This is a genomic window from Subtercola sp. YIM 133946 (assembly GCF_036553535.1).
Classification (GTDB): Bacteria; Actinomycetota; Actinomycetes; order Actinomycetales; family Microbacteriaceae; genus Subtercola.
The window spans coordinates 81491-107340 of record NZ_JAZHPE010000011.1 but is presented as its reverse complement, the minus strand read 5'-3'; the positions used below and the strand labels follow the sequence as shown (position 1 = coordinate 107340).

17 protein-coding genes are annotated in these 25850 nt (G+C 70.8%); 11 read left to right on the top strand and 6 right to left on the bottom strand.

Translation table 11 applies throughout. The annotated features are described in order from the left end of the window. Positions 1 to 13: 13 nt before the first annotated feature. Entirely contained in the window at positions 14 to 1477 is a 1464-nt protein-coding gene (locus V3W46_RS02830) for an MATE family efflux transporter (protein WP_331781575.1), read from the top strand. 206 nt (positions 1478 to 1683) lie between these two features. Beyond that, on the top strand, positions 1684 to 3612 hold the full coding sequence (locus tag V3W46_RS02825) for a trypsin-like peptidase domain-containing protein (protein ID WP_331781574.1): 1929 nt from the start codon (positions 1684 to 1686) through the stop codon (positions 3610 to 3612). Between the two features lie 249 nt (positions 3613 to 3861). On the opposite strand, the gene V3W46_RS02820 is transcribed toward V3W46_RS02825, so the two are convergent. Continuing rightward, a complete protein-coding gene (locus V3W46_RS02820; protein WP_331781573.1) occupies positions 3862 to 4434 on the bottom strand; it encodes a helix-turn-helix domain-containing protein in 573 nt (190 codons plus the stop codon). Between the two features lie 236 nt (positions 4435 to 4670). Here V3W46_RS02820 and V3W46_RS02815 point away from each other — a divergent pair, with 236 nt between their 5' ends. The 4 genes from V3W46_RS02815 (at position 4671) to V3W46_RS02800 (ending at position 10934) form a co-directional block, all read left to right on the top strand. Continuing rightward, positions 4671 to 6071, top strand: a complete 1401-nt coding sequence (locus V3W46_RS02815; RefSeq protein ID WP_331781572.1) for a magnesium chelatase — start codon at positions 4671 to 4673, stop codon at positions 6069 to 6071. Between the two features lie 53 nt (positions 6072 to 6124). Beyond that, positions 6125 to 8191, top strand: a complete 2067-nt coding sequence (locus tag V3W46_RS02810; protein WP_331781571.1) for a VWA domain-containing protein — start codon at positions 6125 to 6127, stop codon at positions 8189 to 8191. 245 nt (positions 8192 to 8436) lie between these two features. Next, positions 8437 to 10200, top strand: a complete 1764-nt coding sequence (locus V3W46_RS02805; protein WP_331781570.1) for a M57 family metalloprotease — start codon at positions 8437 to 8439, stop codon at positions 10198 to 10200. Between the two features lie 110 nt (positions 10201 to 10310). Then, positions 10311 to 10934 (top strand): histidine phosphatase family protein, encoded by a 624-nt coding sequence (locus tag V3W46_RS02800; protein WP_331781569.1) that lies wholly within the window; start codon positions 10311 to 10313, stop codon positions 10932 to 10934. 12 nt (positions 10935 to 10946) lie between these two features. Here V3W46_RS02800 and V3W46_RS02795 read toward each other — a convergent pair whose 3' ends face one another. Then, positions 10947 to 11537, bottom strand: coding sequence for a TetR/AcrR family transcriptional regulator (locus V3W46_RS02795; RefSeq protein ID WP_331781568.1), 591 nt, complete (start codon positions 11535 to 11537; stop codon positions 10947 to 10949). A 140-nt stretch (positions 11538 to 11677) separates the two neighbouring features. On the opposite strand from V3W46_RS02795, the gene V3W46_RS02790 reads away from it, so the two are divergent. From V3W46_RS02790 to V3W46_RS02770, 5 genes are all read left to right on the top strand, one after another. Further along, positions 11678 to 13063: an NtaA/DmoA family FMN-dependent monooxygenase gene (locus V3W46_RS02790; protein WP_331781567.1), complete on the top strand. Its 1386-nt coding sequence runs from the start codon at positions 11678 to 11680 to the stop codon at positions 13061 to 13063. After that, the gene (locus tag V3W46_RS02785; RefSeq protein WP_331781566.1) at positions 13060 to 14424 is read left to right on the top strand and encodes an NtaA/DmoA family FMN-dependent monooxygenase; all 1365 of its coding nucleotides are present in this window, start codon (positions 13060 to 13062) and stop codon (positions 14422 to 14424) included. Before V3W46_RS02790 ends, V3W46_RS02785 begins: the two co-directional genes overlap by 4 nt. Before the next feature lie 61 nt (positions 14425 to 14485). Beyond that, complete coding sequence (gene ligD, locus V3W46_RS02780) at positions 14486 to 15508, top strand: non-homologous end-joining DNA ligase (RefSeq protein ID WP_331781565.1); 1023 nt, start codon at positions 14486 to 14488, stop codon at positions 15506 to 15508. Positions 15509 to 15548: 40 nt separating this feature from the next. Then, entirely contained in the window at positions 15549 to 16325 is a 777-nt protein-coding gene (locus tag V3W46_RS02775; RefSeq protein ID WP_331781564.1) for an SDR family oxidoreductase, read from the top strand. Positions 16326 to 16770: 445 nt separating this feature from the next. Then, on the top strand, positions 16771 to 17664 hold the full coding sequence (locus tag V3W46_RS02770) for a phospholipase (RefSeq protein ID WP_331781563.1): 894 nt from the start codon (positions 16771 to 16773) through the stop codon (positions 17662 to 17664). A 103-nt stretch (positions 17665 to 17767) separates the two neighbouring features. Here the strand turns inward: V3W46_RS02770 and V3W46_RS02765 are convergent, their stop codons facing one another. Genes V3W46_RS02765 through V3W46_RS02750 form a run of 4 tightly spaced genes read right to left on the bottom strand, consistent with a single transcriptional unit; the run spans position 17768 to position 25792 of the window. Continuing rightward, complete coding sequence (locus tag V3W46_RS02765; protein ID WP_331781562.1) at positions 17768 to 18457, bottom strand: ABC transporter ATP-binding protein; 690 nt, start codon at positions 18455 to 18457, stop codon at positions 17768 to 17770. Then, positions 18454 to 19614, bottom strand: a complete 1161-nt coding sequence (locus tag V3W46_RS02760; protein ID WP_443069911.1) for an ABC transporter ATP-binding protein — start codon at positions 19612 to 19614, stop codon at positions 18454 to 18456. Before V3W46_RS02760 ends, V3W46_RS02765 begins: the two co-directional genes overlap by 4 nt. After that, on the bottom strand, positions 19611 to 22304 hold the full coding sequence (locus V3W46_RS02755) for an FtsX-like permease family protein (RefSeq protein WP_331781561.1): 2694 nt from the start codon (positions 22302 to 22304) through the stop codon (positions 19611 to 19613). The genes V3W46_RS02760 and V3W46_RS02755 overlap by 4 nt, the downstream gene beginning before the upstream one ends. Then, positions 22301 to 25792: an FtsX-like permease family protein gene (locus V3W46_RS02750; protein WP_331781560.1), complete on the bottom strand. Its 3492-nt coding sequence runs from the start codon at positions 25790 to 25792 to the stop codon at positions 22301 to 22303. Before V3W46_RS02750 ends, V3W46_RS02755 begins: the two co-directional genes overlap by 4 nt. Between the last annotated feature and the right edge of the window lie 58 nt (positions 25793 to 25850).

Sequence of the window (25850 nt, the reverse complement as noted above, 5' to 3'; positions counted from 1 at the left end):
CCAAGGAGCAGTCATGAACACCTCGAACATCGACTCGGAACACCGCTCGCCCGACCAGGCCGATGCCGACGCCGTCGGCAGCAACCGCTGGTACCTCTCGGCCGCACCCATCGTGCGGGCTCTCGAGCACCTCTGCGTGCCGATGGCCGCTGCCATGATCGTCGGCGCCGTCTACAACGTCATCAATGCGGGCTTCATCGGCTCGCTGCACGACTCCACCCTGCTTGCCGCCATCACCTTCGGCACCCCGCTGCTCGGCCTCGTCATGGCCATCGGCGGCGTGTTCGGCGTCGGTGGCGGCGCTCTCATCTCCCGCCTGCTCGGAGCCTCTGAGGCCGACCCGGCCAAAGCCGGTGAGATCAAGCACGTCTCGTCATTCGCCCTCTGGGGTGCGGTGATCGCCGGCGTCGTGTTCGGCGGCCTCGGGCTGCTGCTGCTCGGTCCGCTCGTGTCGGTGCTGGGGGCGGATGCCCAGGCGGTGGCCGCGACCGGCGCCTACGTCGCCGTGATGCTGTGCTTCGTTCCGGTGCTCGCGGCCGCCTTCTGCCTCGAGCAGATCGTTCGGGCCGAGGGTGCCGCGCGCCAGGTGATGATCGGCCTGATCGCCTCGACCGTCGCCAATGTGGTGTTCGACGTGCTGTTCATCCTCGTGCTGCACTGGGGTGTCGGCGGGGCCGCGCTCGCGATGGGCCTGTCGAACGTCGGCGTGGTCGTCTACTTCGTGGTCTGGCTGCAGCGAAACAGTGAACACGTGAGCCTCTCGCCGCGCTGGTTCACGCTGGCGCCCGCCGTGCTGAAGCCGGTGTTCGGGGTGGGTGTCGGCGAATTGCTGCAGGCCTCGTTCTTGATCGTCACGTCGCTCGTGCTCAACAACCTCGCAGCGGCCTACGGTGACAGCGCGCTCGCAGCGATGGGCGTCGCGGTGCGCATCGCACAGGTGCCGGAGTTTCTCGTGATGGGCGTCACGCTGGGAGTGCTGCCGCTGCTCGCCTACTCCTACGGCAAGGGCGACCGCGGCCGGCTCACCTCGGCGGTGCGCGTCTCGGCGCTCACCGTAGGCGGCATCGTGCTGATCGCGGCCGTCTCGGTGTTCGCCTTTCGCGACCAGGTGTTCTCGGCCTTCGTGGCCGACCCGTCTGTGCTCGCGATCGGTGTCACCATTCTGACCGCCCAGCTCGTCGCCATGATCGTGAACGGGTTCACCGGCCTCATCACGTCTCTCTTCCAGGCGACGGGGCGGTCGGTGGCCGCGATCGTGATGTCGATGGCGCAGGGGGTGCTGTTCATCCCGATCGTGCTGCTCGGCAACCTGTGGTTCGGCCTGGCGGGCATCATCTGGTCGCTGACCGTCTCGGAGGCCCTCGTGTTCGTGATCGGGCTGGGCATGTGGCTGGCGTCGCGCGCCGCCATCGACCGCGGCCTCGCCGAAGGCAGCCCCGAGCGCGCCGCCGAGGTGCTCGAGCAGGCAGCGGCCTGACGGGGGAGCGGGGCGGTGTTCGAGGGGGGTGCCGGCGGGCATCCGTCTCGGCACCGCCCCGTACAGGGGGATTCCGCGGCGCACCGGCCTTTGGTAACGTGAGCGCACTTCGTTATATCCACGCCGCTGCGGAATTCGTGCCATCCCTCTCCGGCGTCTCTGGTATGGGGTGGCCGAGTTGGATGTGTGCAATGTTGCGTACAGAAATGCGAACGAATTCTCTGCCTCCGTCGGCTGAACGCCGCGGTCGGGGGCACCGCCGATGGGCCGCGGCCGCCTCGGTTCTCGCCATCACCGGCGCGAGCATGGCGGTCGGCGCCGTCGGTGCGACGGCGGCGAACGCCGACACCGCCGCCGATCTCAGCCAGGAGCACATCGCCGCGATCGGCGAAGCCGGAACGGTGTACCTCGGCGGAACGTGGACGGGGTTCGTCAACTACCCGACCATCGACGGCAGTGGGGGCTGGTCTGACCAGGTCGACGCCAACTTCAGCTGCAGCGGCTTCGTGGCCAGCCCCGACGGCTACATCGTGACGGCCGGTCACTGCGCCGATGCGGCAGAGGGCAAGAAGGCCATCGTCGACCAGTTTCTGGCCGACGAGGTGGCGAACGGCGACATCACCAGCGACGATGAGACAACCTTTCTGAACGCCGGGGCCGAAGAGGGCTGGCCGGTCGAGGGCGCTGCCGCCGGGTCGCCTCCGACGCTCGCGATGACGGTGGTTCCGGCGGTCAGTGTGTCGAACGACAACGCGTCGGGATACTCGGCCGTGCTGGTCGACGACCGGCCGCTGAGCCAGGGCGACACCGCCCTGTTCAAGATCGACACCACCTCGCCGCTGCCGGTTCTGGTGGTGTCGACCACCCAGCCGGCCACCGGTGAGACGGTCGACGCCATCGGCTACCCCGGCAACGTCACCGACCTGGTCAGCGGCAACCCGCAGCCCACGTTCTCACAGGGCCAGGTCAGCGGGCGGCAGCAGACCGACGGCGGACCGTTCACCCAGATCGGCGTCACCATGAGCCCAGGGATGAGCGGCGGCCCGGTCGTCAACGGGCAGGGCGACGTCATCGGCACGGTCAGCTTCGGCCCGTCGAATGACACTCAGCAGCTCAACTTCGCGGCGGCGCAAGACACCATCGCGGCCATGCTGTCGCGCAACGGGGTCAACAACACCCTGAGCGACATCGACCAGAGCTACCGCAAGGGTCTCGACGAGTATTTCAGCGGCCAGTACCACGCTGCCGCCGCTGACCTCGGCGCCGTGGTCACCCGCCAGCCCAACAACGCCATCGCGCAGCAGTACCAGAGCAAGGCGATCGTGGCCTTCCCGCAGGAGAACACGACCGGCTGGGTGATCTGGGTGATTCTCGGGGCGATCCTGCTCTTCGTGATCATCGTGGCCCTGGTGCTGCTCTTCGTGCTTCTGGGCGTACGGCGTCGTCGTCGCCAGCGCGCTGCGGATGCCGGTGGGGCAGCCGCGCCGAATGCCGGCCCCTACCCGCCGGGCCCCCAGCCTGTTCCGGCAGGCTACGCCGCGGCGGCTCCCGCTGCCGAGGGCGGTGCCTACGCGGCGGCAGCTCCCGACTACGGAACCGCCCCCACGGCGGCGCCCGAGCCCTCATACGCCCCGCCCTCGTCGGCCACACCCATCTCCGACCCGGCCACGCAGTCGGCGCCTCCCGCTGAACCGGCCCCCGCCTCATCGGCGCCGCCCAGCGCGCCGCCGTTCGTGCCGGCAGCCGCCCCCGCACCGGCGTCGGTGGCCGAGGTGCAACCCTCCTCCCTCACCCCGGAGGCGACCCTGGAGTCCCCGGCGACCGCCGTCACCCCACCCCCGCCGCCCGAGCCACCCGCTCCGGTCGCCACAGGATTCAAGGCGACTCCCGTGGCCGAGCCTCCGGCGCAGGCCGCTTCGGCTGCCGCCCCACCGGCCGCCGCTCAACCAGCCGCAGCTCCACCGGCCGCGGCTCCACCGGCCGCCGCCCACCCAGCCGCAGCTCAACCCGCCGCAGCTCAACCCGCCGCAGCTCAACCTGCCGCCCCGGCGGTGCTGTACTGCTCGAACTGCGGCGCCGCCAACAAGCCCGACTCGCACTTCTGCTCCACCTGCGGTCACGCCCTCGGCGGCTGACACTCAAGCGAGAGGGGCCGCCCCCGGGAGGCGGCTCCTCTGTGCTGCCCGCGTCGTCTGGGGGGTCAAAGCCGACGAACAACGGGCGGCGGCCCGGCCGGCACTCGCGGCAGACCCCGCCTGAGAATCGCGTTCACCATGGCGCCCCGACGATGCGGATGCTCGCAGGCTCATTCTGCGACTGGAGCCTCGCCACCAGTTCGGTGAGGCCGCGAACCAGGTCTTGGCGAGAGAGGAGGGTCGCCGCCATCAGACGCTGCGGAGGCTGGCGGCGTCGATCAGAACTCCACGCTCGAGGAAGTCGGGCGGCACTGCTGATCTCCGCACGGGAGTGAGGTAGGTGCCCGACGTGAATGTCCACGCCTTCTTCAGGTGCCTCGAGTCGCGCGTGGTCCACGTTGGGGGAGGGAAACCCTCTTCGCGCAGACGGAACGCAACGAGCCCGGCAAGCGCAGCATCCCAGCGCTTGTTGCCGGTCGGTGCCGGCTCTGTCAGGCCGAGCCCGTACCGGCTCTCGTTGTGCTCAGCGGCCAGGTTGTCGTTCAGCTGGATGAAGCTTCGCGCCGCGACGTCGGGACGCCTCGCCTTGACGGCAGAGCGGATGTCACCGGCGACGTCGGCCGCCCCGGCGCGAGTGGATGGGATGGCGATGAGGCTGTGATCGGCGCCCGCCAGTAGTCGTTCGACGGTGCTGAGCCGCGCATCCCGCCCGTTCTCGATGGAGGACACCGCGGTCTCGGCAATACCTGTGCGCCTGGAGAGCGCCTGTTGGGTCAGGCCCTGCGCCCGCCGAGCGTTGGCGATCAACCCGTTCTCTGCCATTTCGCCTCCTTACGGCATCGATAGTTTACGTATAAGTAAGTATACGGAGTTCTGTCGGGCAATAAATGACATTATATCATTTCGCGAAGATGGCCGCATGGTAGCTCCGTGCACTACTGCGCGGCGCCGCGGCCACGTTTCGAACGCGTGACGGCGGGCTGGATGCTCTCCCAGAGTTTTTGAGCGAATTCTGCGCGCTCGGGCGAGGCGGCCCCGCGCAGGCTTAGCCTTAAAGGGTGACCGACGAGGCGTTCGAGGTACCCACCATCCGTACCGTCGGAGAGCTGCGCGCCTCCGGCCATCAGCAGAAGCAGTTGCGCGACGAGATCCGCGAGAACCTGCTCGCGAAGCTCCGCGCGGGGGTCGACCCGTGGCCGGGCCTGCACGGGTTCGAGAACACCGTCATTCCGCAGCTCGAACGGGCGCTGCTCGCCGGGCACGACATCGTGCTGCTGGGTGAACGCGGCCAGGGCAAGACGCGCCTGCTGCGCACCCTCGCCGGGCTGCTCGACGAGTGGACGCCGGTCATCGACGGGTCGGAGCTGGGCGAGCATCCGTACGAGCCCATCACCCACGCCTCGCAGCGCCGCGCGCTCGAGCTCGGCGACCGGCTGCCCGTCGCGTGGCGGCACCGCAGCGAACGCTATGTCGAGAAGCTGGCCACGCCCGACACGAGTGTGGCCGACCTGATCGGCGACGTCGACCCGATGAAGGTGGCCGACGGGCGCTCGCTCGGCGACCCCGAGACCATCCACTTCGGCCTGATTCCGCGCAGCCACCGCGGCATCGTCGCGATCAACGAGCTGCCCGACCTCGCCGAACGCATCCAGGTCGCGATGCTGAACGTGATGGAGGAGCGCGACATCCAGATTCGCGGCTACGTGCTGCGCCTGCCGCTCGACGTTCTCGTCGTGGCCAGCGCGAACCCCGAAGACTACACGAACCGCGGGCGCATCATCACTCCGCTGAAAGACCGGTTCGGTGCCGAGATTCGCACGCACTACCCGACCGAGCTCGTGGCCGAGGTGGCGGTCATCCGTCAGGAGGCCGACCTGGTGGCAGAGGTGCCCGACCATCTCATCGAGATTCTGGCCCGATTCACCCGCAACCTGCGCGGCTCGTCGTCGGTCGACCAGCGCAGCGGCGTCAGTGCCCGGTTCGCGATCGCCGGCGCCGAGACGATCGCGGCCGCGGCGCTGCACCGCGCGGCGGTGACCGGCGAGAACGACGCCGTCGCCCGAGTGGTCGACCTCGAGACGGCGGTCGACGTGCTCGGCGGCAAGATCGAGTTCGAGAGCGGCGAAGAGGGTCGCGAGCAGGAGGTGCTCACCCACCTGCTGCGGGTGGCCACCGCCGACACCGTGCGCGAGCACATGAAAGGCATCGACTTCGCACCCCTGGTCGACGCCATCGAAGACGGCGCCATGGTGACGACGGGCGAGCGGATGACCGCCCACGACGTGCTCGGCGGCCTGCCGGTGCTCGGCGAGTCCGAGCTCTACGACGACGTGTACGCCCGGCTCGGCGCGGCGAACGAAGGGGAGCGGGCCGCGGCCATCGAACTCGCCCTCGAAGGGCTGTACCTGGCCCGCAAGATCGGCAAAGATTCCGACGGCATCGAGACCGTGTATGGCTGAGACGCGCACCACCCCGGCTGCAGGCCGCCCGCTTCGGCTGGCAGGAGCAGACCGTGACTGAGACGCCGCACGTCGGCCGTCGCCGGTTTCGTCGCTACGAGGGCGGCGACCCGCTGGCCGCGCCCGTCGACATCGCCGAGGCGCTCGACGCCATCGGCGAGAGCGTGATGGGCGGAACGTCGCCCGAGCGCGCGATGCAGGAGTTCCTGCGCCGGGGCAGTCCGAACCAGACCGGGCTCGACGACCTGGCGCGCCGCGTCGCCGAGCGGCGCCGCGACCTGTTGCAGCGCAACAACCTCGACGGCACCATGCAGCAGATCAAGGAGCTGCTCGACCGTGCAGTGCTGAACGAACGCAAGCAGCTCGCCCGCGACACCCAGATGGACGACAACGATCGCGCCTTCGCCGAGCTGCGCCTCGAGACCCTGCCCGCCTCGCCGAGCGCCGCCGTGAGCGACCTGAGTGACTACGACTGGCAGTCGCGCGAGGCACGCGACGACTACGAGAAGATCAAAGACCTGCTCGGTCGCGAGCTGCTCGACCAGCGCTTCGCGGGCATGAAGCAGGCGCTCGAGAATGCCACCGACGAAGACCGCGAGGCGATCAACGAGATGCTCGCCGACCTCAACGAGCTGCTCGAGAAGCACCAGCGCGGCGAAGACACCCCAGACGACTTCGACCAGTTCATGCAGAAGCACGGCGACCAGTTTCCCGAGAATCCGGAGAATATCGACGAGCTGCTCGACTCGCTCGCCAAGCGTGCCGCCGCGGCCCAGCGCATGCTCAACTCGATGAGCCCCGAGCAACGCGACGAGCTGATGAAGCTCTCGGCCGAGGCGTTCGGCTCGCCGGCACTGATGCAGCAGCTCTCGCAGCTCGACGCGAACCTGCAGGCGCTGCGGCCTGGCGAAGACTGGGGCGGCTCAGAGCGGTTCGACGGTGAGCAGGGCCTCGGGCTCGGCGACGGAACCGGCGTTCTGCAAGACCTGGCCGACCTCGACCAGCTCGCCGAGCAGCTCTCGCAGGGGTACGGCGGCGCCCGTATGGATGACGTCGACCTCGACGCGCTGGCCCGCCAGCTCGGCGACGAGGCGGTGGTGGATGCCCGAACCCTGCGTGACCTCGAGAAGGCGCTGCGCACCAGCGGCACCCTGCGCAACGATTCGTCTGGACAGTTGAAGCTCACACCGAAGGCGATGCGCCAGCTCGGCAAGGCGCTGCTGCGCGACGTGGCGACACGCATGTCGGGGCGGCAGGGTCAGCGCGAGCTACGGCGGGCCGGGGCATCCGGAGACCTGTCGGGCGCCACCCGACCGTGGGAGTTCGGCGACACCGAGCCGTGGGACATTCCGCGCACCGTGCTGAACGGTGTACAGCGGCGACTCGGCGACGGGCAGGGCGGCTCGGGCCGGCTCATCACCATCGACGACGTCGAGGTCTCAGAGACCGAGACCCGCACCCAGGCGGCGGTCGCGTTGCTCGTCGACACGTCGTTCTCGATGGCGATGGATGGCCGGTGGGTGCCCATGAAGCGCACCGCGCTTGCTCTGCACACGCTGATCCAGTCGCGGTTTCGCGGCGACCACCTGCAGCTGATCGGGTTCGGCCGGCACGCCGAGGTGATGGACATCGAGCAGCTCACCGCCCTCGACGCCATGTGGGACAAGGGGACGAACCTGCACCATGCCCTGCTGCTGGCGAATCGGCACTTTCGCAAGCACCCGAACGCGCAACCGGTGCTGCTGATCGTGACCGACGGCGAGCCCACCTCGCACCTCGAGTCAGACGGCCGGGTGTTCTTCTCGTACCCGCCGCATCCGCTGACCATCGCCGCCTCGGTGCGCGAGCTCGACAATTCGAAGCGGCTCGGCGCGCAGACGACCATCTTCCGGCTCGGCGACGACCCCGGTCTCGCCCGGTTCATCGACCAGATGGCGAAGCGGGTCGACGGGTACGTGGTGGCGCCCGAGCTCGACGACCTGGGGGTGGCAGTGGTCGACTCGTACCTCGGATCGCGGGCACCCGGGCGCGACTCCGGCGGTCGGGGCAGTTCGGGTGACGGTTCCTACCCGGGGCGGAGCTACGGCGGCTGGTTCGGCCGCAGCTCTTGGGTCGACTGAGCGGGGCCGGTCGGGGCTGGGAGGCGCGGGCTGGTAACCGGGGCTGGGAGGCGGGGCTCGTAACCGGGGACTGGGAGGCAGGGGCTGATAGGCCTGGGCCGTCGCGTCAGGCCGCCTAGGTCGGGCATCCGCAAACCCCGAACGGGCGGTAGCGCCCGGATGCTCGTGCCCGGTACATTTGCGTGTGGTGTCGCGCCTCCCGCCGATCGGCGGTGCGCAGCGGTGCTCCGGGGGTGGGGAGAATCGTGGCACGAGTTCGCGCGCGCACGACGGCCGTCTGTTCGATCGTGGTGGCGCTCGCAGCCGCGGCGCTGGTCGTGAGCGGGTCGATGTCGGCTCAGGCGGCAGCACTCTCGGCAGCGGCGCCCGTTCCGGCCGTGCCGTCGCCCGACGGCGACGACGCTCCGCTGCTCACTGACCAGCCGGCGCCGGCGGCAGGCGATCCGGTGACGTTGCGGCCCGACCAGCAGCCGCACAGCATCCCGGCAGATCCGGCCGGCACGAACCCGAACTTCGTGGCGCTGTCGAGCAAACCCGACTCGACCAAGACGATCTGGCTGAACTTCGATGGCGGCACCCTCACGAACACCTGGTGGAACTTCGAACGCCCCGACCACACCAACGCACCGATCGTCTACTCGGGCGCGGCGATCGACGATTCGGTCGCGCGGCGCACAGAGATCTTCGAGCGCGTAGCGGAGATCTACGCGCCGTTCGACGTCGACGTGACGACCGTGTACCCGGGCGATGATGCGCTGAACCGCAGCGGGCCCGACGACCAGCGGTACGGGGTCACCGACATTCTCACCGACACGACCGCAGACCAGATGGGGATCAATCTCGCGTCGGGTCATCCCGGGGGAGGCATTTACGACTCCTTCGGAAACCCGTACGAGAACCAGACCTTCGTGGTCGCCAGTGAGCTGGAAGGCTACGTCAAAGACATTGCGACAGACATGGCGCATGAGGTCGGTCACTCGCTCGGGCTCGCGCACAGCGGGTGGCACGACGGCGCAGGGGCCTACGACGAGTACTACACGCCCTATGGCGGTCTGTGGGCGCCGGAGATGGGCAATCCGGCGTGGGTTCCCCTCGCTCGCTGGTCAGACAATGCGTACGTCGGTGCGACCCATCCCGCCCAAGACGACCTCGCGGTGATCACCGACCAGGCCGAGGCGAAGGTGATCCAGGGTTCGACCTACGCCGTCGGCAGCGGAGACCTGATGCCCTCCGATCGAGCCGAATGCCAGGAGGACGGGGTGTACTGGGCCCCCGACTCGCTCGATGCCGACGGGTACGCGATCTGCGGCGACTACGACCCGTCGAAGCGCCTCTCCTCCATCACCTACTACAGCGGCAAGCTCGACTTTCGCGCGGATGACGTGGGAGACACCGCTGCGACCGCCACGCCGCTCGTTCTGGCGAATGACGCCGGTTCGGCATCCGGAATCATCAGCACCAACTCCGACACAGACGTGTATGCGCTGACCATGCCTGCCGGCACTCTGAGCCTGCACGCCACCCCCGCCGCGATCGGGGCGAACCTCGACATCTCGCTCACCGTGACCGATTCGACCGGTGCCGTGGTCGCCGTCGTCGACCTGCCCGACTCGGTGGGCGGCGTCTTCCCCGAGGTCACGCTCGTCGGTGCGGATGCCCAGACCACCCTTGCTCTGCCGCAGGGCACCTACGACGTCTCGATCGAGGGCACTGGGTTCGGCGACATGGCGACGAACACCGAGTTCGGCACGCCGGCCGCGCCGAAGTACGGTTCGCTCGGGCAGTACACCCTCGCCGCCGCGGTGACACCCGACCCGGTCGTGCCCACACCGGCTCCCACGCCGACGCCGACCTCGACACCCGTCGTGCCGGTCGTGCCCGACGCATCGGGCGGTTCGTCGTCGCTCGCCGCGACGGGCACGGCGCCGCTCTGGCCGATCGGGCTGCTCGGCGCCGTCGTGCTGCTGGCCGGAGGCCTGATCTTCGCGGGCGTTCGCCGTCGCAGCTGACACGCAGAGGGTCTGCCCCCGCACGGATTCCCACGAGGGGGAGCAGCCCGCCGAGTAGCGATACCGTTGAATCAGAACCCTGCACCTGCTGACGACTGGAACCCACCACCATGCCCCCTGAGACCGAATCGGCGACCCCCGGGCGCATCGTGCTCGTACGCCACGGCGAGACCGCGTGGAGCCTGACCGGCCAGCACACCGGTGTCACCGACCTGCCGCTGACCGCCCACGGCGAAGAGCAGGCCACCGCGACCGGTGCGGCGCTGGATGCCCGGCACTTCGACCTCGTGCTCTCGAGCCCGCGCATCCGTGCCCTCACCACCGCCCGTCTGGCAGGCTACGGCGACCAGGTGGAGGTCGACCCCAACCTCGCCGAGTGGGACTACGGCGCCTACGAGGGCCGCACCACGCATGACATCGTGGCCGAGCGCGGGCCGTGGAACATCTGGACAGACGGCGTGCCGCCGGGGCAGACCCCCGGTGAGACACCCGACGAGGTGCAGGCCCGCGTGCTGCGGGTCATCTCGCGGGTGCGCGACGTGGCACGGTCGGGCGGCGACGCCCTCGTGTTCGCGCACGCCCACATTCTGCGCGCCTTCGCGGCGGCCTGGGTCGAGCTGCCCGCGAGCGGCGGCCAGATCTTCACCCTTTCGACCTCCACCATCAGCGCTCTCGGCTACGAGCACGGCGCCCCGGTCATCGTGCAGTGGAACGCCCTCACCCTGCCCGCGTGACGGCCTGCCCGGTCAGAGGGCGGTGAGCGCCCGGTTGGCGGTGAGCAGGCCGCGGATGGCCACGGGGTGGGCGGCGTCGAGGGTGTCGCGGGGTGTGCCGCGCAGCAGGTCGAACTGCAGGCCGCGCCAGAGGGCGAGAATCTGAACGGTGACGAGGCGCGCGGTGGGCTCATCGAAGCCGTCGGCGCGCAGAACGCCGACGAGCGCCTGCACCCAGTCGGTGCCCATGGTGGTGAGCAGCGACTGGTTCTTCTCGGGGCTGTGCGAGGCCACGCCGAACGCCTCGAAGAACAGGCGCAGGTACGGGATGTTCGCAGGGTCGCTGATCTGCAGCCACGCCGCGTCGAGGCGCTGCTCGAGGGTTCCCGGGTCTGACGTGAGCCGGGTCGTCATCTGCCGCAGCAGGGGAAACCGGATGAACGCCTCGAGGCTGGCCTCGGCGAGCAGGTCTTCCTTCGACCCGAAGTAGTAGAGCACCATGCGGTTGTTCGACCCGATCTTGCGGGCCAGGCTGCTGAGGCTCTGCCCCGAGACGCCCTCGTCGAGAATCAGGTCGCCGACGAGGGAGAGCAGTCTCTGGCGTTCGTTCTTTCGCTCACCCATGGTTCATAGGGTATCGAGGCGCGACTGAAGCTCTTCGTACCGACGCGTAATCTGCACGAAACGTGACGGGCATATGGTTTTGAATTGTTCAGTTCAATACTTGGCTTTCTCCCGCTCGACTTCGATTCAGAGGAGATCACGTGTCATCTGTGCCTGCAAAGCCCCTCACGCTGGGCATCTTCCAGCTGCTCAGCCCGAACGGAATGTCGGGGGCGGCCTGGCGTCACCCACAGAACGCTTCGCACCACTACAAAGAGCTCGACCACTGGATCGAGCTGGCGAAGCGGTTCGAAGACGCCAGGCTCGACTTCCTGTTCTTCGCCGACTCGTACGGCTACCCGACGCTGGCCGGAACGGTTCCGCCGGAGGCGCACGAAGAGGCACTGCTGGTTCGCATGGACCCCATGATGATCATCTCGGCGCTCGCGGCCGTGACCGACAAGCTCGGGCTGGTCGTGACCGCCTCGACGACGTTCGAGCCCCCCTACGCCAACGCCCGCCGGTTCTCGACGCTCGACCACTTCTCTGACGGTCGCATGGGCTGGAACATCGTGACGGGCTCGGCGATGGAGTCGGCGGCCCGCATGTTCGGGCAGGAGCTCACCCCGCACGACGTGCGCTACGAGACCGGCGACGACTACCTCGACCTGTCGTTGACGCTCTGGGAGAGCAGCTGGGAAGACGATGCCGTGAAGGTCGACAAGGCCGCCGGTGTCTACGCCGACCCGGCCAAGGTGCACCCGATCGAGCACTCCGGCCCCTTCTTCCAGGCCTCCGGAACCTATCCGGTCGAGCCGTCGCCGCAGCGCACGCCGGTACTCTTCCAGGCGGGCAGTTCGGGCCGCGGCCGGGAGTTCGCCGCCCGCAACGCCGAGTGCGTCTTCCTGCAGGGCACCACGCTCGAGGAGGTCGCGAAGGCGGTCGACGACATCCGCACCCGCGCAGAGGGCTACGGGCGAGACCGAGACGCGATCAAGATCCTCGTCGGCCTCTCGATCTTCACGGCAGAGACACCCGAAGGGGCCGCAGAGAAGCTCGACGAACTGTATGTGTACTCGAGCGACGTGGGCGCGGCCATCCGGTACTCGGCGAACACGGGCATCAACCTGCTCGACCTCGACCCGTCGTCGACGCTCGACGGGATGCACGGCGAGCAGGGTCAGAGCAACATCGACCGCTTTCGCAGCGCAGAGGGGCGGCCGGCGCCGACGGTGCGCGAGATTCTCGACGAGTTCCGCACCCGGGGGCTGCGCGGGCTCGTGCTGGCGGGCACCCCCACCGAGGTGGTCGACCAGATGCAGCAGTACGCCGAGGCGACCGGCATCGACGGCTACCTGCTCGAGCCGCACATCACGCCCGGTACCTACGACGACCTGATCGACCTCATTCTGCCCGTGATGCGCGAGCGCGGACTGGCCCGCACCGAGTACGGGGCGGGCACCCTGCGCGAGCGCCTGTTCGGCGACGGCCAGGTGCACTTGCGGGCCGATCATCCGGGCGCCCGGTTTCGGATGCCCGCCCGATGAGCGGCGCGTCGACCTCCGGCGCGGCCCCACCCCCGCCCTTCGTGCAGCGCCGCCGGCACCTCTCGCTCGTGACGACGATGCCGTTCATCAGCGAATCGCGGTCATGGCGCGAGTCGCCGCACTACGTCGACGAGGTGGTGTCGCTCGACCGGCACATCGCCAGGGCCCGCGCGGCCGAGGAGGCGAAGCTCGACGCGATCTTCTACGTTGACTTCATCGGGCTGAACCGCACGGCCATCGCCGCCAACCCGGCCGTGCCGTTCGAGCCGATGACGGTGATGGGCGCGATCGCCGCGACGACCTCGACGATCGGCCTGATCGGCACCGCCTCGACGATGTACAACTATCCGTTCAATGTGGCGCGGCAGTTCGCCTCGCTCGACCAGCTCAGCGGCGGCCGTTCGGGCTGGAATGTCGTGACCTCGTTCAGCGCCGAGAAGAGCTTCGGCCTGGCCGCGCTGCCGTCGCCGGCCGAGCGGTACGCCCGTGCCCAGGAGTTTCTCGACGCCGTGATTGCGCTGTGGCAGAGCTGGCAGCCCGATGCGGTGGTGGCGGATGCCCGGGCGGGTGTCTGGGCCGATGTGTCGCGCATCCACGACGTGGTGGTCGACGGCGAGTACATCACGCTCGAGGCGGCCCTCGATGTTCCGCGCTCGCCGCAGGGGCATCCCGTGATCTTCCAGGCCGGGGCATCGGCCGAGGGCATCTCGTTCGCCGGGCGCAACGCCGAGGCGATCTTCGCCGCCACCCCCGTCTTCACCATCGCGCAGGAGTACTACGCCGCGACCAAAGCCGCCGCCGTGGCAGCCGGCCGGGCCGAGGAGTCGGTGATCGTGCTGCCCGGGGTGCACCTCTACCTCGGCGAGACCGACGACCAGGCGTGGGCATCGGCTCGTGCGGCGGCGGTGACCGAGCATCGCATCTCGAGCATCCTGAAAGACCTGGAGGTGGAGTTTCCCGAACTCGACCTGACGGGGCTGGCACCGGATGAGCCGATTCCGCCAGGGCGGTTTCCGAGCCGCGAGCGGGTCGAGCAGTGGGGCGGCAGACGCAGTCGCATCGAGGTGTACCGCCGGCTGGCCTTCGACCCGGCTCCTGTCGAGCCGCCGACGTTCGCCGAGTTTCTCGACCGGTCGGCGATCTCGGGCCCGCATGCCGCCTTCATCGGCACGGTGCAGAGCGTGGCTGACGAGATGGAGCGCTGGTTTCGCGGGGGAGCCGCCGACGGTTTCACGCTGCTGGGCGGTGACCCGGTCGCCGAACTGAACCGCGAACTGCTGCCCGAGCTGCGGCGCCGCGACCTTTTTCGCACCGACTACGAGGGCGGCACCCTGCGCTCGCACTTCGGTCTGCCGGCCTGACCGGCCTGACCCGGGCCGCAGCCCCATTCTGCGTCGGCGGCGCCGACGGTAGGGTCGAGGCATGGCAAGCGAAGCAGTGACGCTCAGCGTCGACGGGCCGAACGGCACGCGCGAGGTTCGGCTCTCGAGCCCGAGCCGGGTGCTGTGGCCCGAACCGGGCATCACGAAGCTCGACCTGGCGAACTACCTCATCGCGGTCGGCGACGCGTTCGTCACGGCCAACGGCGATCGTCCGTTGTCGCTGCAGCGGTTTCCCGAGGGCATCGACGGCGAGCAGTTCTTCTCGAAGAACCCGCCCCGCGGGGCGCCCGAGTACGTGCGCGCCGTCACCGTGATCTACCCGAGCGCCCGCTCGCATCCGCAGCTCGTCATCGACGAGCCGGCCGCGGCGGTGTGGGCCGTGCAGATGAACACGGTCGTCTTTCACCCGTGGCCGTCGCGGGCCGAGAACTCTGACAACCCCGACCAGCTGCGCATCGACCTCGACCCGCAGCCCGGCACCGACTTCGACGACGCCATCCCGGCCGCGCTCGAGCTGCGCACGGTGCTGGCCGAGGCGGGGCTCGATGCGTTCATCAAGACCTCGGGCAACCGCGGCCTGCACGTCTTCGCGCCGATCGAGCCGGTGCGCGAGTTTCTCGACGTGCGGCACGCCGTGATCGCGGCGGCCCGCGAACTCGAACGACGGATGCCCGAGAAGGTCACCACGGCGTGGTGGAAGGAGGAGCGCGGCGAACGCATCTTCGTCGACTTCAACCAGGCCAACCGCGACCGCACCATGGCGGGGGCGTACAGCCCGCGTGCGCTGGCGCACGCTCCGGTGTCGACGCCGATCACGTGGGACGAGCTCGAGACCACCGACCCGAAGGTCTTCACGATCACCACGGTGCCCGAGCGGTTGAAGACCGTCGGCGACCCGTGGGCGACCATGAACGAGCATCCGGGAACCATCGACACGCTGTTCGGCTGGTGGCAACGCGACCTGGCGAGTGGGCTCGGCGAGCTGCCGTTTCCGCCCGACTACCCGAAGATGCCCGGCGAGCCGCCGCGCGTGCAGCCCAGCCGGGCGCGCAAGGAGCCGTAGAGGTACGGCTGCAAGCTGAACCGCGAGGAGGAGCACTGACGTGACCGTCATTCTCGTCACCGGGGCCACCGGCCAGGTCGGCGTGCCCACCGCCGCCGCCCTGCGCGCCGCCGGCCACGAGGTTCGGGCGCTCAGCCGGCACGCCGGGCCCGGCCTGACGGTGGCCGACCTGCTGAGCGGTGGACGCGATGCGGCGGCGGCCCGGGGTGAGAGCGACGGAGCCGTCGACGCGGCGTTCGCCGGGGTCGACACCGTGGTGCACCTCGCCACCACCAACGGCAGGCGCGACGTGCAGCTCGCCCAGACGGTGTTCGATGCGAGCCGGCGGGCGGGCATCCAGAACCTGGTGCTGATCTCGATCGTGGGTATCGAGCACCTGCCGGTCGACTTCTACCGGCAGCGGGTTGAGATCGAGCGGCGGCTGCTCGGCTCGGGGCTGCCGCACACCATCCAGCGCGCGACGCAGTTTCATTCGCTTGTCGAACGGCTGTTCACGGCACAACGGTTCTCGCCGGTGTTCGTGGCGCCGGCCCTTCGGTTTCAGCCGATCGATGTGGGGGAGGTGGCGCTGAAGCTCGCCGCGCTGGCCCCGGCCGGGCCGCAGGGCCGGATGCCCGACATCGGCGGGCCCGAGCAGCTCACGGCGCGGCAGATCGGGCGCAGCTGGGCGCGCTCGGTGGGCAGTCGGAGGCCGGTCGTCGGCGTGCGCCTGCCCGGAAGAACGTTCGCGGCGCTCGGTGCCGGCTACAACTTCGTGCCGGGCGAGCCCTACGGCCGCATCACGTTCGCCGAGTACCTGGCGGCGCGGCGGCCCTGAGCGGCCGGCCCGCGCCGCATCTTCCCCGGGCGCCACTTTGCGCACATGGCTGCTGACGGCCGCGATAACAGCCATGTGCGCAGACTCGACGCGTGGAAGTGGGGGGATGGGCGGGTGGCGCCACGCCGCCGCATGGATGACCTTGCCAGCTTCGGTGGAGGTTCTGCTCAGAAACGGTGGTTACGGTAGTGGCTTCGCCCGCGGCGCCCACTGAGGCACCGGGCTCGGCCGACGCACTCCGCGCCGACCTACGACACCGACTGTCGCCTCCGTGCCCCGCACGTTCTCCGCCCTGCGCACACCCGAAACCCGCGCAGGCTGCGCTCGTGCACGCGTTCCGCTCACCCCTGCGGTCGTTCGGCGCGCTCCGCTCACACCCACGGCAGAGCAGACGGATGCTCGTGCGCCACGATGCGCGCACGGGTCGGCCGAACCATTGGAACACATGCACCCCGAACTACCCACCCGCCGTACCCACCGAACCATCACCCGCACCATCCACCCGCGCCGCACCGCGCACGATCGCCTGCCACTGCGCCGCTTCATCGGCGGCCGGATGCTCGTCGCCACGGCCCTCGTCACCGCCGGCCTCGTCGTGGGCACCGGTTTTGTCGTGCAGTCCTCCGTCAGTTCGGCCGAGACCGCCGCGGCGACCGCCCGCACGCAGCAGGCCCTCAACGACACTGTCGAGAAGTCAGCCGTCGTCGCCACTGCGAAGAACACCATCAGTCGCGCAGAGCAGGTCGTCGACCAGGCCCAGGCCAAGGTCGACACCACCGACCTCAGCACGAAGCTCTCGAGCCTGAACGCCAGCACCAGCCTCGCCACGCTGAGCGACTACAGCAAGGTCGACGCGCAGACCGTGGTCGGGCTCACCGTTCAGACCGAGTTCGAGTCGCAGAACATCCAGGCCGCCGCCGCCCAGGCCGACCGCATCGCGGCCGAAGCCGCCGCCGCAGCAGCCGCGAAGGCCGCCGCCGATGCTGCCGCGGCCGCCCAGGCCGCCGCCGAGGCGCTGGCGGCCGGCAACACCGTCGACGGAGCGAAGGCGACCGCCGAGAACCTTGCGTCGTCGACGTACGGCTGGGGGTCAGACCAGTTCTCGTGCCTCGTCTCGCTGTGGCAGAAGGAGTCGGGATGGTCGTACCAGGCCCTGAACGCGTCGAGCGGCGCGGCGGGCATCCCGCAGGCCCTGCCCGGCAGCAAGATGTCGTCGGTCGCCGACGACTGGCAGACGAACGCCACCACGCAGATCACCTGGGGTCTCGCCTACATCGCGGGGTCGTATGGAACTCCGTGCTCGGCGTGGTCGCATTCGCAGTCGGTGAACTGGTACTGATCGCGCGCTGAGCCGCGTAGGTGGCCGTGCGGCGGTGCAGCTCGGCTCCGGGTCGGGGTGCGTGTTGTCAGAGTGGCGTGGTGCCGCTCGCCGCCCGGCCGGTTCAGCTCGCGGCGGCCTCGGCCACCCGGCCGTCGCGCAGCTCGATCACGTGGTCGGCCCGGCCGGCGAACAACGGGTCGTGCGTCGCCACAACGGCGGCCGCGCCCGTCTCGCTGACCACCGACCGGATGAGCGCCATGATGATCTCGGCGTTCTCGCTGTCGAGCTGCCCGGTGGGCTCATCGGCGACCAGCAGCGTCGGCCTGCTGACGAGCGCGCGGGCCAGCGCCACACGCTGCTGCTGCCCGCCAGAGAGCTGCGGGGCGCGCTGGCGGGCCTGGTCGGCCAGCCCCACGCGGTCGAGCATCTCCGCAGCCCGCGCCGCACGGCGCCGCGGTGCCACACCGGCCAGCCTCAGCGGCAGCTCCACGTTCTCCGCGGCGGTGAGCAGCGGCAGCAGCCCGAAGGTCTGGAACACGAAACCGAGCTGCTGCTGCCGGAACGCGGTGAGCTCGTCGTCGCTGAGTGACGCGATGTCTCTGCCGAACAGGCGCACCACGCCGCGCGTGGGAGCGTCGAGGGTGCCGAGCATCGTGAGCAGGGTGGTCTTGCCCGCGCCCGACTTTCCGCGCACGATGAGCAGTTCGCCGGCGTCGACACTGAGGGTGACGTCGGCGCAGGCGGTGACGATTCCGGCGCCGGTGCGGTAGTCACGGCCGACAGCCTCGGCGCTCAGCACGGGCACGGTCATCGGTTCGCTCCTGGGTCGGTGGGGGCATCCGGAACCGGTGGGGTCGGGGTGGCCGGATCGGTCGGGTGAATGTGGGCCGGGTGGGGGTCGCGCGGGTCGGGGTGGGTCGGGTCGGAGTCGCGCGGGTCAGGGTCGGCCGGGTCGGGGTCGCGCGGGTCGGGGTCGCGCGGCTCAGAGTCGCCCGGCCAGATGCGCACGTGGTCGGGCTCGAGTTCGAGCCGCACGGTGTCGGCGAGGCTGAGGCTCTCGGTGAAGCGGCGCGGCAGCTGCAGGCGGCCCACGCGGTCGAGCACGGCGTATTCCTGCGCGATGACCTCGTCGCCCGCGGTGCCGCGGCGGGTGCTGCGCAGCACCTCAGACGAGGTTCGGCCGTCGCGTATCTGGATGGTGCGGCGAACGTGCGACGCGACCGTGGGGTCGTGCGTGACGATGAGCGTGGTGATGCCGCGTTCGTCGTTCACGAGCTGCAGCGCCGACAGAACCTCCTCGGTGGTCGCCTCGTCGAGGTCGCCGGTGGGCTCGTCGGCCAGCAGCACCTTCGGGTCGTTCGCGATGGCGACGGCGATGGCGGCGCGCTGTTGTTGTCCGCCCGACAGCTCGGCGGGCATCCGGTCGGCCTCGTCGCCGAGGTGCAGCAGCGCCAGCAGGTCGTCGACCCGGCGCGCCCGTTCGGCTTTCGCTGTGCGGGCCAGCGCCAGCGGAGCGTTGATGTTCTGCGCGGTCGACAGGTACGGCAGTAGGTTGCGCGCGGTCTGCTGCCACACGAATCCGACACTGTGCCGCTGGAACTCGATGCGTTCACGCCGTTTCATGCGCAGCAGATCGTGGCCCGCGACCGAGGCGGCCCCGGCGGTGGGTGTGTCGAGGCCCGAGAGGATGGTCAGCAGGGTCGATTTGCCCGAGCCTGATGCTCCGACGATCGCCACCATCTCGCCGGCCCGCACCTGCAGGTTGAGCCCCTGCAGCGCCTGTACCTCGACCCCAGCGCCGCTGAACACGCGCACCAGGTCGGTGCAGCTGATGTGCAGGGCGGGGCTGGTGGGCGCGGGGCTGGTGGGCGCGGCGACGGTGCCGGTGCCGACGCCGGTGCCGGCGCGGTCCGCGGGGGTGCCGCCGTCGAGGTCGGGGCTGGGCGGTGGGCTGGATGCTGCGCTCACGGGGTTCCCTTCGTCTGGTCGGGTGGTCTGCGGGTGGTCGAGGCGATCGAGACCGTGGCGGCGACGATCGAGGCGAGCAGGAAGCCGGCCGCCGCCGCCACGATCGCGGCGACCGGGATGACCGGCGGCGGCTGCCCGCCTCCGCCCGTGAACGGGTCGAGGTCGACGGTCGCCGTCACGAGGAGGGTGCTCGCCACACCGGCAGCCACCCCCGCCACGACCGCCGCCACTGTGATGGGGATGATCTCCCACAGCCGCAGTGCCCGCTGCTGTCGCCGTGTCACGCCCAGCGCCCGCAGCGGCAGCCTCAGTCGCGCCCGGTCGGCGGCGGTCAGAGCGAGGGCCATGACGATCGTGACCAGGCTGAACAGCAGCGAGAGGCCGCCGGCGGTGAGCAGCGCGGCCGTGAGGGCGAGCGTCGTCGGGTTGGCGCCCAGTGTCTGCTCGATCTCTGCCGGCACGACGACCGTGGCGAACGAGTCGGCGCGGTCTCGCGCCTCGTCGACCTGCGCGGCGCTCGGGCCGCCGTCGCCGAACCGGAACAGCCCGCGGCTGATCGAGGTGGTCGGCCCGGTGATGGTCGAGGCGTAGCTCGTGTCGACGAGAATCCAGGACTGCTCGGTGGTCAGGGGAGACAGGTCGGGCTGCACGCCGACCACGGTCACCGGCTGTCCGCGAATCGTGAAGTCGTTCGCCTTGAGGGCCGCGGCCGCGCTGCCTGAGGCGATGACGGGCACGGGGCCGCTCGCTGTCGACGCGGGTGCCTGTGGAGGCAGCGGCGTGGGTGCGACGAAGCCCTGCTGCACCGCGCGCACCTGCGCAGAGTCGACCACGATGATGTCGACCGGCACACGCCCCGACCCCACGTTCGCCACCCCGCTCGTGTCGGTGAGCACCGGGGCCGATGCCTGCACGCCGTCGATGCTCGCGATCGATGCCATTTCGGGTTCGGTGAAGGTGAGCGAGTAGACGGTGAGGCTCGACCCGGCCTCGGCTGCCGCCTGACGGTGGATGCCCGACTGCACGGTCGCCAGAACACCCGCTGCGAACACCACGATCGACAGGCTCACGCCGATCGCTATCAGGGGGGCGACGGCGAGCCGGGCATCCCGAGCCGCCTGCGCGGCGCCCAGGAAGCCGGTGGTGGAGCGGGTGCCCGCGAGGCGTCTGGCGATGGCGTCGAGGGCGAGCGAGAACAGGCGCAGGGCGGCCAGGCACGCGGCGAGCGCGATGAGAACCGGTGCCGCTGTCGGCAGCAGATCGAGCGAGGGCGACGCCGCCCCGCCTGCACCCTTCTGCACCAGCAGCAGAATCGCGGCCGCGACGAACACCAGGCACGCGAGCTCGACGAGGGGTCTCCCGACGGCTGCGAGTCGCGTGGCCGGCCGGGCGGCGGCAGCCGTGCGCGCGACGGCGGCCGCGCCGAACAGCACCGGCACCACGACGGCGACGCCCAGTGTCACCGCGCCATCGGCCACTCCCGGCTGCAACCCGCCGAGCGTCGCACACAGCACCCACCCCACGACGGCCGCGGGCAACGCGTACACCAGCGCCTCGAGCGCCGTCACGGCCGCCACCTGGGGTGGAGACGCGCCCCTGGCGGTCAGCAGGCTCCACGTGGGCGCGCGACGCCGCCACCACAGGGCGGTGATGACTATGAAGATCGCCAGCAGCACGGCCGCCGGCCCCACGAGCACCATCGCCACGAGCTGGGCGGTGACCGCGTTGCGCTGTTCGCCGGCCTCGAGCGCTGCCGGCACCTTCGTGGTGAACGACGCCGTGAGGGCGTACTGCCCCTGGCCGGTGTCTGGCCCGAGCGAATGCGGCTTCGACACGAACGCCCGGGCCTCGCTCTCGATGGACGGCGCCGAGGCCGTGGTGAGCGCGGCGGTGCGCACCCCGAACCACACCGCGGTTCGCGCCGTCGAGTGCAGCTCCGACAGGGCAGGCCACGAGGCGGGGTCGGCGTATCCCTCGATGTACGAGATCGTCTCCTTGGGCAGGGCCACGATGCTCGCCCGCAGCAGAGTGCTCTGATGCACCCAGTACGGGTCGCCCGGGTCGAGCGGGCTGAAGGTTCCGCTCAGCCGCACGTCGCTGGTGGTGCCGTCGGCGAAGTCGAGCGTGCGCACCTCACCGACCGTCCAGCCCACGCTCTGCGCGGCGGCCGTGGCGAGCACGACCTCGACCACGCCGCCCGATCCGTACGCTCCGGGGAGGGTTCCGGCATCCAGCTCGATGCGGTCGGCGTACCGCGGATCGGCCCCGATCGTCAGCGAGTTCTCGGGCCACACCGCGCCTTCGGGGTGCAGCACCGGCACCGGATCCATCGACACCGTCGCAACGGGCGCCGCCGTGGCGTCGCGCAGTTCGGCGGGCATCTGCCAGCGCAACGTCGTGAGGGCGTCGTTCTGCTTCCCCCACACCGCGTCGACCTCGGGGGAGAGGCCCGATGCGGCGGGGTCGGCCGAGGCGCCGGTCGCGGGTGACCCCACCGTCTGAGCGGTGAGGTCACGCTGAGCGGCGGTCGTGGTGGTCGTCACCTGGTACCGGATGCCCGCGGTGAACGCCGCGCCGAGAAGTGCCGGCCCCAGCAGCGCTCCCACCACGCCCAGCAGCACGAACACCGACACGAACGCCCCGGCGACCCGGTTCGTCGCCACGAGCCGCCAGAACGACCGCCCGGTCACGAGTCTTGCTCCGGGTCGCGGGACGGGCGGCGCGTCGGGGTGCTGCCCGTTCGACGAGCATTGCGGGGGCGCGCGGCGGCCTGGCGCTGCACACCGGCGGAGGAGACGGCACTCGCGGCGAGCAGCACGGCGGCCACCGCGCCGAAGACGATGGCGAGCGCCACCGGGTCGAACTGCGTCGCGGCGCCCGTGCCGCCGAACAGCCCCGCGCCGCCGAACAGCCCCGCGCCGCCGAACAGCCCTGCCGCGAACGCCCCGTCCGCGCCCGCCGACAGCCCCGCCCCGCCCGACAGCCCTGCCCCCGCGAACAGCGGCGCGCACACGACGGCCGCCAGCAGCCCCGCCAGCACCCCGGCGACCACCCCGAAGACCGACGCCGACACCGTCTCCATCGCCCGGCTCGCCCCCTGCCGGCGCGGGCCCATGCCGAGCGCACGCAGCGCCCCGACCTCGTCGCGCCGCGATCGCAGCAGCGTCAGAAGTACGGCGGCGACGGCCACGATCGCGAGCAGCAGTCCGCCGGCCGCCGCCAGCCACAGCAGCGCCACGGTCGGAGTCACCAGCGGCCCCGTCGACGTGGTGGCCACCGTACTGATCGCGTCGGGGAAGGTACTGACCCCTGCCGCCCCGGCGGCGACCGGGCCGGGCGTCGAGGTGGCGATCCACACCTCCGACGCCGGCGTGATCGGGTCGCCGGCCACGAGCAGCGCATGGTTGAGCGCGCCGAGGTCGACGAACACACCCCATGCGCTGGCCGCCCCGGGCAACATCGCCGTCACCGCCGCGAGCCGCACTGCGACCGTTCTTCCGCTCGGCAGGGTGAGGTCGACCTGGTCGCCCACGGTGAGTCCCTGGTGGTCGACGAAGGCCTGCGTCATGAGCGCGGGTACGGGGGCGGCGGATGCCCCACCCACGATCGAGCGGCCCACACTCCTGCTCGACGAGAGCACGGCATCCGCGAGTTCATCGCCGGTGAGCGGCACGGCGGCACTGCTGCCGTCAGGAGCCGAGGTGCCCACCCCCACGAACGACACCGTCAGGGCGTCACCCGGCGACCCCTGCAGGTGCGCATCGACGGCGAGCAGGCTCCAGCCGTCGGTCGACGCCGGCAGGGCGGCCGAGACGGTAGCGGGGCCAGCTGCCAGCGTACTCACGGCGACGTCGCCGAGCCCGATGCGGGTGAGCGACTCTGCGCCGGTGCCGATCCAGGCCGACACGGCGATGCTGCCGGCCCGGTCGCCCGTGGCGCCGGCTGCGGCGACCGTGAGACTGAGTGTCGCAGCGCCCGTCGGCAGCGGGATGCTCGTGCTGCTGCTGCTGCTGCTCGCTTCGCCGGCTGCGCCTGCCGTCGCTCCACCAGCTGTGCCACCCGCACCACTTGCGCCACCTGCGCCACCCGCGCCAGCTGCGCCATCTGCACCATCTGCACCACCTGTCGCTGCGCTATCCGCGCCACCCCCGCCACCCGCGCCGAGCGCCGCCAGCTCGGCGTCTCCGGGCGCACCCACCCCCGTCATGACTGAGCGCACCCGGTCGACGTCGACGGCGAGCAACGATACGGGCTCGGCGCCGATCTGCACCGGGGTCGCCATGACGGGGGCGACGGCATCCACCCCCGGCAGCGCGCCGTAGGCCGCCGTCTGGGCGTAGGGGGAGTCGGTCGAGCTGAAGGCCGGCACCGCGAGCGCGACGCGCACATCGGTGCCGAGCGCAGCCGACTCGCTGAGCCGTTCGGCGTTCTGCCAGGTCGCCGTCAGGCCGGCCACGAGAACGGCCCCGGCGCAGGCAAGGGAAACCACGACGACCACGATCGACAGGCCGCCCCGCGACCGCGACGCCTGCACCGCCGCAAGGAACGCCGCTGCCCGCGACCGTGCAGACAACGCGTTCGCCGCCCAGCGCGCGACACGCGGCCAGACCAGCAGCAGAAGCAGCGACACGGCCACGATCAGCACCACCGACGACGCCGTCGACACCGGGTCGATCGTGGTTCGCCCGTCGGCGGCGGTGGTGAGGGGCGAGCCCGTCGACAGCAGCTGCCAGGTGCACACACCCGCGATCAGCACGACGACAGCCGTAGCCACAGCCGTGAACGCTCCCGGCGTGACGCGTGCGGGCCGCGTACTGCCGAGCCTGGCGTTCGCCGCCGACATGCGCACCGCCACCACGCCGGCCAGCACCACGGCCACGCCCACCACGAGGCCGATCTGGCTACCGGATGCCGCACCCGAGCCGCCCGCCCCGAGAACCCCGCCGGTCTGCAGCAGCCCAAGCACGAGCAGGGCGACCGTGACTCCGACGATGCTGCCGAGGCCGACGGTGACGGCCGCCTCGAGGGCGGCGACCCGGTTCAGCTGCGCTGCCGAAGCCCCCCGCGCCCGCAGCACGGCGGTCTCGGTGAGCCGCGCCACCGACACGAGGGAGCCGAGCTGCCCCAGGCAGATGGCGGCCAACAGGGCGGTGAGCAGCTGCGGAACCACTGTCATCGCCGAGGCGGCAGACTCGGCATCCGCGATGCGGGCGGCGGTGGCGGCGACCCCGCCGTCGACCGTCAGGTTGCCGAGCATGACTGCGGTGGCAGACGAGGAGGCCCGCGACGTGAGGTCGGCTGTGACCGCTTCGGGTCGCGCTGCGACCGAGAGCCGGTCGAGGTCGTCACGGGTGAGCCGGTCGGGCGCCACCACGGCCACCCACGAGGCCGTCACGGCCACCGGGAGCGATCGCAGGTCTGCCTCGCTGACGAGGAACGGCCCGACGGTCGACCCCGAGGCTCCGCTTGCCACCGACGGGTCGCCGAACCACACCGGGTCGCTCGCATGGTTCGCGGTGAAGGTTCCGGTCACCAGCAGCTCGATCGGGTTCGCCGCCGATCCGACGACGAGGTGGTCGCCCACGCCCACCCCCAGCGCGGCGGCCGCCGCAGCCTGAACCGCGACCGCGACCGCGATCGCTTCGCCTGAGGCCGCCGCGGCCGTGGTGCCTGCGGCCTCCGCCAGGCCGGTCGTGTCCGCTGCGCCTGCGCCCGCCGCCAGGCCGGTCGTGCCCGCCGCGCCTGCGTCCACCGCCAGGCCGGTCGTGCCCGCCGAGCCTGCGCTCTCTGCAGACGGCTGTGCGGCATCCGACGGCCACGCGCCCGCGACGAGCGTCGCCCTGCCCTCGAACGAGGCATCGGCCTCGAGAACGGCGTTCAGCGACGGATGCCCGGCGATCGGCAGCGGCTGGCCCCGCAGTGTGCGCGTGGTCGACTCGTCTGCCCCACCGAGCGCCGCAGCCAGCGCCCCGCGAACCGCCGCGTCTTGGGCGCTCGTCGCCGTATCACTGTCGGAGGCCGGGTCACCCGCGGCCGCGCTCACCGCCAGGTCGGCCCGAACGCGCAGGGCCTGTGCTGTGGGCTGCGACTGCGCGAACATCTGGCGTGCTGCCGCCATGGAGGTGTCGTCGAGCAGTGCCGCGGTCAGGCTGAGCATCCCCACGGCGAGAGCACTCACGGCGACGATGCAGAGAAACAATCCCGCCTGCGCGCGCGTGCGAACCCGCCAGAGGCGA